This window comes from Cedecea neteri (genome assembly GCF_000758305.1).
GTDB lineage: Bacteria > Pseudomonadota > Gammaproteobacteria > Enterobacterales > Enterobacteriaceae > Cedecea > Cedecea neteri_C.
This window is the reverse complement of record NZ_CP009458.1, coordinates 3,115,326-3,127,847: the sequence shown is the minus strand read 5'-3', so window position 1 is coordinate 3,127,847 and position 12,522 is coordinate 3,115,326. Positions and strand designations below refer to the sequence as shown.

Here is a 12,522-nt window from a genome sequence, read left to right as displayed (position 1 = left end):
TTTGGTTCAAACAGGGAGATTAATCCCGGTTTTGTAGCTCAATAATATTTTGCTCAAGCCGGCTAATCAGGCTGCTTAACAGCGCCTGCTCTTCGCGAGTAATACCCGACAGGATTTCTCCTCGCGTTTCGTTAATAACGCCTTCCATCTTTTCAATGATAGGCGCGGCCTGCTCGGTCAATTTAATCCGTTTTGCCCGACGGTCATTCGCACAGGTTTTACGCGAGATTAACCCTTTTTCTTCGAGTTGATCGAGCGTACGAACCAGTGATGGCTGCTCAATGCCGATCGCTTTAGCCAACTGAATCTGTGACTGATCTGGCGGCAGCTGATGAATATTATGCAGCGTTACCCAGTGTGTCTGTGTCAATTCCAGAGGTTTCAGGCGATGGTCAATCAGCGCACGCCAGATGCGTACCAGGCGGGCCAGATCCGAACCTAATGGCGATGGCGATTCCAATTTCATCTCCTTATAATTAGCTTGCTAACTTATTATACTGATTTTAGACTATTGTGCAGGCATTAATTGTTAAAAACAAATCCCTTACTTTCACTGAAGTTATGCAACCAGCTATACTTTTATTCTACATCTAAGTGAGGGGAAACGGCAGTCACCCCCGTTTTTTAAAGGATTATCACTACGTGAGTCTCACTTTTAGCCCGTCCGGCTTCCCGCTTCAGGATCTTGTGGTCGGGGCATCGGTCTACTTTCCCCCGCTGTTCAAGGCCGTGTTTGTCGGCTTTTTTATCTGGCTGGTCGTCCACCGTTTGCTGCGCGACTGGATTTATTCCGGTGAAATCTGGCACCCCACGTTGATGGACTTATCCCTTTTCGCGCTGTCTGTCAGCGCCGGCATGGCTCTTTTGGTGATGTGGTAACGCAATGAATCTCAAAACAATAAAATACTTTTCCACCCTCATCGTTTTTGCCGCCGCACTGCTGGCGGGCTGGCTCTTATGGAACTACTACATGCAGTCACCCTGGACGCGGGACGGTAAAGTGCGCGCCGAGCAGGTCAGCATCACGCCGCAGGTGTCCGGGACCATCGTTAGCCTGAGCGTGAAGGATAACCAGTTCGTGAATAAAGGCACGACGCTGTTCACCCTCGACGCCACGCCTTACCACATTGCGGTGCTGAATGCCGAGGCGCAGCTGGCGAAGGCCCAGTCCGATCTGGCCAAAGCCAGCAACGAGGCGAACCGTCGCCAGAACCTGCCCCGCAATTACATTTCTGCCGAAGACATGGACACCGCCAACATTAACGTCAAAGCGATGCAGGCGGCGGTGAAAGTCGCCCAGGCCACGCTGGAGCAGGCCCAGTGGCAGCTTTCGCAAACCACGGTCACCGCCCCGGTGGATGGCTGGGTCACGAACCTGACCTCAAGGGTCGGGAACTATGCCAGCGAAGGAAAGCCGGTCTTTGCGCTGGTAGACAGCCACTCGTTTTACGTGGTGGGCTATTTCGAAGAGACCAAGCTGCGACGCATTCAGCCGGGTAATACCGTGCAGATCGTGCTGTACAACGGCAACCAAAAGCTGAGCGGCAAAGTAGAAAGTATTGGCCGCGCCATCTACGACCAAAGTATCGAAAGCGACAGCGACCTGGTCCCTGACATTAAGCCAAACGTGCCGTGGGTTCGCCTTGCGCAGCGCGTGCCGGTGCGCATTAGCCTGGATACCATTCCTGAAGGCGTGACGCTCGTATCGGGCACCACCTGTACCGTTAGCGTTCAGCCCTGATGAATCTCAGTTTTCTGGCGTGGCATAACACGCCGTGGGGAAAAGCCACCGCCGGGCAATGGCGCTATGCGCTGCGTAACGCGATTGCTATGGGTATGGCGCTGGCCATTGCCTACGGCCTGAATCTGGATGAGCCCTATTGGGCCATGACCTCCGCCGCCGTGGTGAGCTTCCCCACCGTTGGTGGCGTAATAAGCAAAAGTCTGGGCCGAATCGCAGGCAGCTTTATCGGTGCCGCGGCCTCGTTAATGATTGCCGGCAACGCGCTGAACGATCCCTGGCTGTTCACCTTTGCGATGGCAAGCTGGCTGGCGCTCTGTACCTGGGCCTCCAGCCATTTTCAAAATAACGTGGCTTACGCGTTCATGCTCGCCGGGTATACTGCCGCCATTATTGCCTTCCCGATGATCAATACCGTCGAATCAACGGAGCTGTGGGATATCGCCCAGGCTCGCGTGTGCGAAGTGGTGGTCGGGATATTGTGCGGCGGCTTTATGATGATGGTGCTGCCCAGCACCTCGGACGGCAGCGCCCTGGTTAGCGCGCTGAAGAACATGCACGCCCGACTGCTAGAACATGCCAGCCTGCTCTGGCAGCCGGAAACCACCGACGCTATTCGTACCGCGCATGAAGGAATTATCGGCCAGATCCTGACCATGAATCTGCTGCGCATTCAGGCTTTCTGGAGTCACTACCGCTTCCGCCGCCAGAACAACCTGCTGAACTATTTGCTCCACCAGCAGCTCCGGCTGACTAGCGTCATTTCCAGCCTACGCAGGATGCTGCTCAACTGGCCGGAGGCGCCCGCCAATATCTGGTCGGTGCTGGACAGCCTGCTGCGGGAGCTGGCCAAGCCCAACGCAGATAAATACACCGTCGCCAGGCTGCTGCAGCAAATCGCCCCTCATTCGCAGGACGATTATCGCCATCAGGCATTCTGGCACCGCCTGCGTTATTTCTGCTGGCTCTATCTCAACAGCAGCCGCTGGCTAAGAGAGCTGGAAAACGCCACGCCGGTGTCGGTGATTACGCCGCCTGAAGCCCCGCCGCTGGCGCGTCATACCGACAATGCCGAAGCGCTATGGAGTGCCGTGCGCACCTTTGCGACGATCGTCCTCACCGGCGCGTGGTGCATCGGCACCCAGTGGGAGTCCGGCGGCGGCGCGCTGTCGCTGGCCGCCATTAGCTGCGTGCTCTACTCTTCGGTCGCCTCGCCGCTCGGCTCGCTCACATTGCTGATGCGCACCCTGCTTTGGCTGTCGCTGTTCAGTTTCCTGGTGAAATTTGGCCTGATGATTCAGGTCACGCAGCTGTGGCAGTTCCTTGTTTTCCTGCTGCCGCTGCTGCTCACCATGCAGTTACTGAAACTCCAGCAGGCAAAACGCACTGCACTTTGGGGGCAGCTTATTGTCTTTATGGGATCGTTTCTGGCGGTCAGCAATCCGCCGGTGTACGACTTTGCCGGGTTTATGAATGACAACCTCGCCAAAGTTCTCGGCGTGGGCATTTCATGGCTGGCTTTTTCGGTGCTGCGGCCCAGCTCCGACACCCGCAGAAGCCGCCGCCATATCCGGGCGCTGCGGCGCGGGTTTATCGACCAACTCAGCCGTAAACCTCAACACAGCGAGAGCCAGTTTGAGTCGCTGGTGTACCACCACATTAGCCAGCTTAGCAGCAGTAAAGAAGAAGCCGCCCGCCGCTGGCTTCTGCGCTGGGGCGTGGTGCTGCTCAACTGCTCGCACGTAGTCTGGCAGCTGCGCGGGTGGGAAACGCGCTCCGATCCGCTGTCGATGGTAAGGGACGTTTGCCTGCATACGCTTCGCGACGTGATGAGTGAACGAGGCGTTCTGCAAAGGCCGCTGGCGGAATCACTGAAAGAACTGCAAAGAATGTGCGACACGCTGTCGCATCATCACGACCCGGCGGCGCGGGAACTGGCGGGGATTATCTGGCGGCTTTACTGCTCACTGTCCCAGTTGGAACAGGCACCGCCCGCCGGAACCCTGGCAGGCGGTCAGTAACGATTAAGGCACGTCGTAGCCGAGCGCGGCCTTACGAATGCGGAACCACTGCTGACGAGTCATCTCCAGAGACAGCGAGTGGATAGCTGAGCGAACACGTTCGATTTTGCCGGAACCGATGATCGGCAGCGGCGAGGACGGCAGGCGCATCACCCAGGCATAAACCACCTGCTCGATGGTGTCGGCCCCAATCTCTTCCGCCACTTTTTGCAATTCGGCGCGCAGCGGCTGGAATTCATCGTCGTTAAACAGACGGCCGCCGCCAAGGCAGGACCACGCCATCGGGCGAATGCGCAGCTGCTGGAGCTGGTCCAGCGTACCGTCCAGCAGCAGCGGCTGGTGCACCGGCGAAAGCTCAACCTGGTTTGTTGCCAGGGTGAACGGCAGGCGAGACTGCAGCAGCGAGAACTGCGCCGGGGTAAAGTTAGACACGCCGAAATGGCGCACTTTACCGCTGTGATGCAGCGCGGTGAAGGCTTCTGCCACTTCATCGGCGTCCATCAGCGGATCCGGACGGTGGATCAGCAGCAAATCCAGGTAATCGGTAGACAGTTTTTTCAGCGAGCTTTCTGCACTGCTGATGATGTAATCGCGGTCGGTAATATAGTGGCCAATTGCGTTTTCAGGCTTCGCAGTGGTGGCGATACCGCACTTGGTGACAATCTCCATTTTGCTGCGCAGATGCGGCATTAAACGCATCGCTTCACCAAAGGCCGCTTCACACTCGTAACCGCCGTAAATATCGGCGTGATCCGCCGTGGTAATGCCCAACTCAACGTGCTCTTCAATAAAGCTCGCCAGCTCGCGCGGGGACATGTTCCATTCCATCAAACGCCAGTAGCCCATCACCAGGCGTGAAAATTCCGGGCCCTGCGGGGCAATCGTAATACGCTGTACCATAAAAAAATAACCTCAAAAGGAGAGAAACTGCCCCGAGTATAACGGCGCTGAGGGATTAAAACAGTGAAGGCTGCTCAGGTTCTTCAGGAGCATTTGGCTTGTTTGCTCGCAACTTGCGCAATAAGCGCTGGCGGCAGAGACGCAGCACGTCCTGCTTTTGGGCGTCGCTCATTTGCTGCCACTGGAAACGCTCGTCCCGACTGCGCATGCAGCCACGGCAAAAGCCACGTTCATCCGACTGGCAGATCCCGCGGCAGGGGCTTTGGATGGGGAAGAACTCTAGCTGTTCAGACACTAACCCGCCTCATTAACGACTTTTCATCAATTGAAGCCTGACTCTGCCCCGGATGCAAGCGTGATGGCTAAAAAATCACCCTTCACCGGAAAGCGGCTGAAAATTAAGGTTTAGCTAATCTTCTCTCTCTACTCTGGCGAATATTCTGTTTTGTTTTCATGGCTTATATGAACTTTTTGAAAAAGTTACAGTGCAACGATTCGCAATTTAACATTTGCTGCGCCTTTTTCTTCACGTTGATCAATGCTCTTTTTATCCACCGCAGCTGGCAGTTAATTGCCCCGGACTCGCTCCGTAGCTGGTTATTTGCCGCTTCCGTGCCGGTGGTGCTGTTTTGCGCCTGGCTGACGATTTTCAGCGTGGTGAATTTACCCTGGCTGCGGAAACCCGTACTGGTGTTTCTGCTCATCGGCTGCGCGGCAAGCAACTATTTTATGTTTACCTACGGAGCCGTCATCGATAAAAACATGATGGTCAACGTGTTTGCAACAGATGCTCAGCAAGCCAAAACGTTCGTTACACCTCAGTTAGTTAGCTGGCTGGCCCTGCTGGGGATTATCCCCGCCCTGTTGCTTTCGCTGGTGAAAGTGCAGCCGGCGCGCTGGTGGCATACCGTGCTGACTCGCCTGGTCAGCATTCTGGCCGGTCTGCTGGTGATAATCCTCGTCGCCTCCGTGTTTTACAAGGACTACACTTCGCTGTTCCGCAGCAATAAAAGCGTGATGAAAATGGTCACTCCCGCAAACTACATCAGCGCCATTAGCCGATACGGCAAAAAACGTTGGTTTTCTGACGCCCATAAGGACTAATACAGCTGCGCTCACAAAAAAATAACCGCAGCCTATTGCATTAGACCGACTGGTCTACTACATTTGAGCCCATGAACAGACATCCTGAACACGACACTCGCGAACATCTCCTCGCCATTGGTGAGAGACTCTGCCTTGCCCGGGGCTTTACCGGCATGGGTTTAAGCGAATTGTTGCGCACCGCAGAAGTGCCCAAAGGCTCTTTCTACCACTACTTCCGCTCTAAAGAAGCGTTTGGCGTGGCGATGCTTGAGCGCTATTACGAGGCGTCTAATTTGCGCGTGGCAGATCATTTCTCTCGCGGTGAGGGCAATTATCGCCAACGCCTGTTGAAGTGGTACCAGGATATGCTGAGCTACTTCTGCCAGAGCGGGAACCTGAGCAACTGCCTGATAGTGAAACTCTCAGCAGAGGTTTGTGACCTTTCGGAAGATATGCGCGGGGCGCTGAATAACGGTGGTTCACAGGTCATTTCCCTGTTAGCAGATGCGCTGGAGAAAGGCCGCAGCGAAAAAAGTCTTCGCTTTGAAGGCGAAGCGCTCGACCAGGCCATGGTGCTGTATTCACTGTGGTTAGGTGCCAGCCTGCAGGCAAAAATTTCCCGCAGTGCCCTACCGCTTGAAAGCGCCCTGGCACACGTACAAACCCTATTGGCAAAACCTGTCGCCTGACGGGTTTTTTATTTATCAAATCACTAGACGACCGGTCTACTCGAGGAAATACCATGTCAGCAGATAAACTGTTTACGCCACTCAAAGTTGGCGCAATTACCGTACCAAACCGCATTTTTATGGCTCCGCTGACGCGCCTGCGCAGTATTGAGCCGGGTGATATCCCAACCCCGCTGATGGGTGAATATTACCGTCAGCGCGCCAGCGCCGGGCTTATCATCAGCGAAGCAACCCAGATGTCCGCCCAGGCCAAAGGCTATGCGGGCGCACCGGGTCTGCACAGCGAAGAGCAAATCGCCGCGTGGAAAAAAATCACCGCTGGCGTGCACGCTGAAAAAGGCCACATGGCGGTGCAGCTGTGGCACACCGGCCGCATTTCCCACTTTACCCTCCAGCCAGGCCAGCAGGCTCCGGTCGCGCCTTCCGCACTGATTGCCGGGACCCGCACTTCGCTGCGTGACGAAAACGGCAATGCCGTTCGCGAAGATACTTCCATGCCTCGCGCGCTGGAACTGAGCGAGATTCCGGGCATCGTAGATGACTTCCGCAAGGCGATTGGCAACGCTCGCGATGCTGGTTTTGACCTGGTTGAGCTGCACTCTGCCCACGGCTACCTGCTGCACCAGTTCCTGTCTCCTTCCTCTAACCACCGTACCGATGAATACGGCGGCAGCCGCGAAAACCGCGCTCGCCTGGTGCTGGAAGTGGTTGATGCCGGGATCAAAGAATGGGGTGCCGATCGCATCGGGATCCGCGTGTCCCCAATTGGTTCGTTCCAGAACGTGGACAATGGCCCGAACGAAGAAGCTGACGCGCTGTACCTGATTGAAGAGCTGGGCAAACGCGGCATTGCCTATCTGCACATGTCCGAGCCGGACTGGGCCGGTGGCGAACCGTACACCGAAGCGTTCCGTGAAAAAGTTCGCGAGCGTTTCAGCGGCGTGATCGTCGGCGCTGGGGCCTATACCCCGGAGAAAGCGGAAGATCTGATCGGCAAAGGCCTGATCGACGCCGTCGCTTTTGGCCGTTCGTTCATTGCCAACCCGGACCTGGTGGCTCGCCTGCACAAAAATGCCGAGCTGAACCCGCAGCGCCCTGAGTCCTTCTACGGCGGCGGCGCAGAAGGTTACACCGACTACCCAACCCTGTAACTCCGCAGTACCTTTCATTGATAGCGGCGCGCAAACGCCGCTATACTCAACGACTCCAGAAATAACTGTCTCATTCGACGAGGATTTTATGCGTCTACTTCATACCATGCTGCGCGTTGGCGACCTGCAACGCTCCATCGAGTTCTACACCAAAGTGCTGGGCATGAAACTGCTGCGTACCAGCGAAAACACCGAGTACAAATACTCTCTCGCGTTTGTCGGCTATGGCGATGAAAGCGACACGGCGGTTATCGAACTGACTTATAACTGGGGTGTGGACAGCTATGAGCTGGGCACCGCTTACGGCCACATCGCGCTGAGCGTGGATAACGCCGCCGACGCCTGCGAGCGTATTCGCAATAACGGCGGCAACGTGACCCGTGAAGCTGGCCCGGTTAAAGGCGGCACCACCGTTATCGCTTTTGTTGAAGATCCGGACGGTTACAAAATCGAGCTGATTGAAGAGAAGCACGCGGGCAAAGGCCTGGGTAACTGATTTTCAGGCGATTAGCGTCAAACAAGGGGCGTGATGTGCGCCCCTTACTGCAACACTCCCCGAAATTTGCCATAATGCGCGCTGCATTTTCCCCGTATTAAGAGAAGCTGATGTCAGACAACACGCAATTGCATGGCCTGTGCGACCGTTTTCGTGGTTTTTATCCGGTAGTGATCGACGTTGAAACCGCGGGTTTTAACGCCAAAACCGATGCGCTACTGGAAATCGCTGCCGTTACCCTGAAGATGGATGAAGACGGCTGGTTATCCCCCGACGAAACGCTGCACTTCCATGTCGATCCGTTTGAAGGCGCGAACCTGCAGCCTGAAGCCCTGGCGTTCAACGGTATTGACCCGCATAACCCCCTGCGTGGTGCCGTCAGCGAATACGATGCCCTGCACGCCATTTTCAAAACCGTGCGCAAAGGCATTAAAGACAGCGGCTGTAGCCGGGCGATTATGGTGGCGCATAACGCCACGTTCGATCACAGCTTTATGATGGCGGCGGCAGAGCGCGCATCATTAAAACGCAACCCGTTCCATCCGTTTGTGACATTTGATACCGCGGCGCTGAGCGGCCTGGTGCTGGGGCAAACCGTGCTGGCTAAAGCCTGTATCGCCGCAGGCCAGAAGTTTGATAGCTCTCAGGCCCACTCCGCCCTGTATGACACCGAGCAAACCGCCCTGCTGTTTTGCGAAATCGTTAACCGCTGGAAGCGCCTTGGCGGTTGGCCGCTGCCGCTGGCAGACGAGCCTGAATCTGAGGAATAAAAAAATGGCGCATGGAAAATGTACCATGCGCCATAATAATAAGACGTGTATTTAATTATTCAGTGTATGAGTTTGCAACAAAGTTATATGCATAGAGACCACTCACCAATCCACTTGCAAGAACATCTTTCGCTGAAGTTGCCGTTATTGTATATGCATTTGTTACGCTATCTGTCATTTTAAAAACATATGAACCAGAATTCTTAGCAGTACCCTCTGGGAAATATTCAGCGTCATTAATCAATTCATAATTACCCGAGCCGGTGCCTTCTAATTTTGCCGTTAGTATCCCATTCCTGGTCGCACCATCTGAGGTCGCCAGGGAATTTTCTAGCAAACCACTACTATCCAGAAGATTGTGTGAAGCACCAAGCACAACGACCGCTGGTGTACTACTGTCTGCTCTCAATACCAATGTAAACAACCTTGTTCCGGCCTTGATATCACCGCTAAGCTCAGCTTGATTGCCTACAGTGATACCTACACTAGTATCCTGAATTACCTTAACAATGGCTTCGGCCGTACTACTAATGTCACTGTTCCAGTCAACGGCAAAAGCAGGGGCAGAAGCTGCAGCGCCTATAAGCAAGCTAAGCGCGAGTAATTTTTTTCTCATTACGATAATCCTCTAAGAATCATTTATCTCAATATCCATATGGTGGAGATTTACAATCTGAACGTTCATTACCATGAACCAAACCATAGGGGGCCTTGCTTTCAGACTGAAAATCTCCGCAGCATTAAACGCACAATGCCGGATGGGGTAAACATCATTGGATTTAATTAAGATTAATTCAGCCGATAAGTGCCGTGGCTATATATGCGTTAGCCTGATTTAATGATTTATATCATTGTGAGGAAAAAGTTAAATGTCTGGTGCAATCCCCTTTATCGGGAAATAAAGATGAGATTTGGCTTAACAAATGTACGAATAAATCAAGCAGAGAATGAGGCGTACATGCCTTGAGACCACAGTATGTGTGTAAGCGAGTTTTCGGCTCAGAAGTATCAAAACAAAACGCCCGATGAAAACATTCACCGGGCGTTAATAAGGTTGAAAAGCGCCAGCCCGTTCAGGCCTGGCCGGCGAGATTACTCTGCGCCTGGCTCTTCAGATTTGTATTTCTCTGCAGTCTCTTTGATAAGCGCCTGCAGTTCGCCGCGCTGGTACATCTCGATGATGATGTCGCAGCCGCCGACCAGCTCACCGTCCACCCACAGCTGCGGGAACGTTGGCCAGTTAGCGTATTTTGGCAGCTCAGCGCGGATGTCCGGGTTCTGCAGAATATCCACATAGGCGAAGCGCTCGCCGCAGGCGGACAGCGCCTGAACGGCCTGAGCGGAGAAGCCGCAGCTAGGCAGCTTCGGGGAACCTTTCATATAGAGAAGAATCGGGTTCTCAGCGATCTGGCGTTGGATTTTTTCAATAGTGCTCATTGTCTTGCTTCCTCAAACCTTGATACGGCAATAGTCTGCCATTGTAGCCAGTTGCACCCCGGGCAGAAAACACCATTTTTACCAGGGTTTTTCTTCTACCCTCGACGCGCAAACATGCTTTAAGAATAACACTTTTACGACGTGCGAAAATGAGCAATTTGCTTCATTCGAGATCAATTAAACAGCGGATAACTCCCGAGAATGGTTAATTTTTTAGCTATAGCTTCCACTTTTGAGCGTTAAATAGTATTTGCCTATTAACATTATCGGCTTTTTTGCATTAGAATCGTCGGGTCTCGCAAAAATCATACGCAGGCATGATGGTTAGCATCTTGCCTTCATTTATCAGGGGATTGACGAGTGGCGCGGATAACTAAAATCTCTATCACGCTATGTGCTCTGCTATTTGCTTTGCCCTATACACCTTTGGCGCAGGCGTCTGAGCACGTCCGCCATCCTGTTGCACAAAAAGGCCATCCGGCAAAGACAACAACCAGTAAAAGCAACAAGGGTAAAGAGAAAGCAAAACCGAAGGTCAGCACAGCCTCCACCAAAAAGAAGTCCGGTAAAAAAGACGCCTCGCCGGCAAAAGCCAAAGTGGCTAAACGCACCACTACAGGCAAAAGCAGCACCCTCGCTAAAACCAGCAGTAAAAAAACCTCGCAGAAATTAGCCGTACAGCCAGCCTCCGCTACCGTTGCCTACACTGAAAAATGCACCCATCGTAAAGGGCATAAAAAGCAGTGCGTTAAGGTGAAGTCGGAAAAAAATCTGACCATCGCGCAGGCGCATAAAGTGCGCGTGCAGAAAGCGCAAAAAACGGCCATGAACAAGCTGATGGGGCAAATTGGTAAACCGTATCGCTGGGGTGGCACTTCCCCGCGCACCGGTTTCGACTGCAGCGGGCTGATTTATTACGCCTATAAAGATCTGGTCAATATCCGTATTCCGCGTACCGCCAACGAAATGTATCACCTGCGTGATGCCTCTTCCGTTGACCGCGGTGAACTGGAAAGCGGCGACCTGGTGTTTTTCCGTACCCAAGGCCGTGGCACTGCCGATCACGTTGGTGTCTACGTCGGCAACGGGAAGTTTATTCAGTCCCCGCGCAGCGGTCGCGATATTCAGATTACCTCCCTCAGCGAAGATTACTGGCAGCGCCATTACGTGGGTGCTCGCCGGGTGATGACGCCAAAAACCATTCGTTAATCATCTCCGCGCCCTTTAGGGCAAATCAGACTGATTAAAATGTTAACAGCCCGGCAACGGGCTGTTTTATTTTGTTGTTTCATTTCGCTTTTTTGCACTCTCGTAATTTGCTAACCTTATATCCACACAAATTGTAGTTATATTGTGAAGCAAAATAACAAGGAGTGAAGCCATGTCGTTCGAACTACCCGCCCTGCCCTATGCCAAAGATGCGCTGGCACCGCATATCTCAGCCGAAACCCTCGAATATCATTACGGCAAACACCACCAAACCTACGTCACTAACCTGAACAACCTGATCAAAGGCAGCCCGTTTGAAGGCAAAACGCTGGAAGAGATCGTGAAAGGCTCTGACGGCGGGATCTTCAATAACGCGGCCCAGGTCTGGAACCATACCTTCTACTGGCACTGCCTGGCGCCAAATGCCGGCGGGGAGCCGACCGGTGACGTGCTGACCGCCATCAATCACGCCTTTGGCAGCGTGGAAGCCTTTAAAAAACAGTTCACCGAAGCGGCCATCAAAAACTTTGGCTCCGGCTGGACCTGGCTTGTGAAAAATAGCGACGGCAGCCTGGCTATCGTCTCGACCTCTAACGCAGGCACCCCGCTCACAACCGGAGCAAAACCGCTGTTGACCGTGGACGTGTGGGAACACGCTTACTACATCGACTACCGCAACGCGCGCCCGGTCTATCTCGACCATTTCTGGGCGCTGGTCAACTGGGAATTTGTTGCGCAAAACCTGGCGGGCTGATGTTTAGCGGTTAAATACGAAGGAGGGAAGCAACGCTCTTCTTCTGTATAAGAGAAGGGCCGCTTTTCGCGGCCCTTTGTAAATCAGTGCAGAACGGCAGTAAGCGCCCCGGCAACAATCAGACTCAGCACGATAACCGTAGTCACCACGGAAAACTTCAGATCGGTACTCATCGTAAGCTCCTTTTATTTCCCTACAAAGTGTATGTGGGGTGATTTTCCCACAATTAGCGATAAAAATCCTGCTGGATTTGCACAGATATCGGTTT

The 12,522-nt window shown here is 53.6% G+C and carries 16 protein-coding genes; 10 read left to right on the top strand and 6 right to left on the bottom strand.

The window, feature by feature from the left end; all coding sequences use genetic code 11:
* Positions 1 to 19 precede the first annotated feature (19 nt).
* The gene (gene slyA, locus LH23_RS14725) at positions 20 to 466 is read right to left on the bottom strand and encodes a transcriptional regulator SlyA (protein WP_039292504.1); all 447 of its coding nucleotides are present in this window, start codon (positions 464 to 466) and stop codon (positions 20 to 22) included.
* A gap of 176 nt (positions 467 to 642) precedes the next feature.
* On the opposite strand from slyA, the gene LH23_RS14720 reads away from it, so the two are divergent.
* Genes LH23_RS14720 through LH23_RS14710 form a run of 3 tightly spaced genes read left to right on the top strand, consistent with a single transcriptional unit; the run spans position 643 to position 3,762 of the window.
* Complete coding sequence (locus tag LH23_RS14720) at positions 643 to 879, top strand: DUF1656 domain-containing protein (protein WP_039292503.1); 237 nt, start codon at positions 643 to 645, stop codon at positions 877 to 879.
* Positions 880 to 883: 4 nt separating this feature from the next.
* Positions 884 to 1,741, top strand: coding sequence for an HlyD family secretion protein (locus tag LH23_RS14715; RefSeq protein WP_039292502.1), 858 nt, complete (start codon positions 884 to 886; stop codon positions 1,739 to 1,741).
* Entirely contained in the window at positions 1,741 to 3,762 is a 2,022-nt protein-coding gene (locus LH23_RS14710; protein ID WP_039292501.1) for an FUSC family protein, read from the top strand. Before LH23_RS14715 ends, LH23_RS14710 begins: the two co-directional genes overlap by 1 nt.
* Before the next feature lie 3 nt (positions 3,763 to 3,765).
* Here the strand turns inward: LH23_RS14710 and LH23_RS14705 are convergent, their stop codons facing one another.
* Complete coding sequence (locus tag LH23_RS14705) at positions 3,766 to 4,662, bottom strand: aldo/keto reductase (RefSeq protein ID WP_039292499.1); 897 nt, start codon at positions 4,660 to 4,662, stop codon at positions 3,766 to 3,768.
* Between the two features lie 55 nt (positions 4,663 to 4,717).
* Positions 4,718 to 4,957 carry a DUF1289 domain-containing protein gene (locus LH23_RS23505; protein WP_071842729.1) on the bottom strand — a complete coding sequence of 80 codons (240 nt, stop codon included), beginning with the start codon at positions 4,955 to 4,957 and terminating at the stop codon, positions 4,718 to 4,720.
* Positions 4,958 to 5,133: 176 nt separating this feature from the next.
* Between LH23_RS23505 and LH23_RS14700 the strand changes: the two genes are divergently transcribed.
* The 5 genes from LH23_RS14700 (at position 5,134) to rnt (ending at position 8,854) form a co-directional block, all read left to right on the top strand.
* Positions 5,134 to 5,766 (top strand): phosphoethanolamine transferase domain-containing protein, encoded by a 633-nt coding sequence (locus tag LH23_RS14700; protein WP_231560130.1) that lies wholly within the window; start codon positions 5,134 to 5,136, stop codon positions 5,764 to 5,766.
* A gap of 71 nt (positions 5,767 to 5,837) precedes the next feature.
* A complete protein-coding gene (locus LH23_RS14695) occupies positions 5,838 to 6,437 on the top strand; it encodes a TetR/AcrR family transcriptional regulator (RefSeq protein WP_039292498.1) in 600 nt (199 codons plus the stop codon).
* Positions 6,438 to 6,490: 53 nt separating this feature from the next.
* Complete coding sequence (locus LH23_RS14690) at positions 6,491 to 7,588, top strand: alkene reductase (RefSeq protein WP_039292496.1); 1,098 nt, start codon at positions 6,491 to 6,493, stop codon at positions 7,586 to 7,588.
* Between the two features lie 88 nt (positions 7,589 to 7,676).
* On the top strand, positions 7,677 to 8,084 hold the full coding sequence (gene gloA, locus LH23_RS14685; RefSeq protein ID WP_039292495.1) for a lactoylglutathione lyase: 408 nt from the start codon (positions 7,677 to 7,679) through the stop codon (positions 8,082 to 8,084).
* A 110-nt stretch (positions 8,085 to 8,194) separates the two neighbouring features.
* Positions 8,195 to 8,854: a ribonuclease T gene (gene rnt, locus LH23_RS14680; protein WP_039292493.1), complete on the top strand. Its 660-nt coding sequence runs from the start codon at positions 8,195 to 8,197 to the stop codon at positions 8,852 to 8,854.
* A gap of 55 nt (positions 8,855 to 8,909) precedes the next feature.
* Here rnt and LH23_RS14675 read toward each other — a convergent pair whose 3' ends face one another.
* Positions 8,910 to 9,470 carry a hypothetical protein gene (locus tag LH23_RS14675; protein WP_039292492.1) on the bottom strand — a complete coding sequence of 187 codons (561 nt, stop codon included), beginning with the start codon at positions 9,468 to 9,470 and terminating at the stop codon, positions 8,910 to 8,912.
* Positions 9,471 to 9,946: 476 nt separating this feature from the next.
* The gene (grxD, locus tag LH23_RS14670; RefSeq protein WP_039292491.1) at positions 9,947 to 10,291 is read right to left on the bottom strand and encodes a monothiol glutaredoxin 4; all 345 of its coding nucleotides are present in this window, start codon (positions 10,289 to 10,291) and stop codon (positions 9,947 to 9,949) included.
* A gap of 360 nt (positions 10,292 to 10,651) precedes the next feature.
* Between grxD and LH23_RS14665 the strand changes: the two genes are divergently transcribed.
* The gene (locus LH23_RS14665) at positions 10,652 to 11,500 is read left to right on the top strand and encodes a C40 family peptidase (protein WP_039292489.1); all 849 of its coding nucleotides are present in this window, start codon (positions 10,652 to 10,654) and stop codon (positions 11,498 to 11,500) included.
* A gap of 172 nt (positions 11,501 to 11,672) precedes the next feature.
* On the top strand, positions 11,673 to 12,254 hold the full coding sequence (gene sodB, locus LH23_RS14660) for a superoxide dismutase [Fe] (RefSeq protein WP_039292487.1): 582 nt from the start codon (positions 11,673 to 11,675) through the stop codon (positions 12,252 to 12,254).
* Between the two features lie 83 nt (positions 12,255 to 12,337).
* Here sodB and LH23_RS24010 read toward each other — a convergent pair whose 3' ends face one another.
* Positions 12,338 to 12,427 (bottom strand): YnhF family membrane protein, encoded by a 90-nt coding sequence (locus tag LH23_RS24010; RefSeq protein WP_008456477.1) that lies wholly within the window; start codon positions 12,425 to 12,427, stop codon positions 12,338 to 12,340.
* Positions 12,428 to 12,522 lie beyond the last annotated feature (95 nt).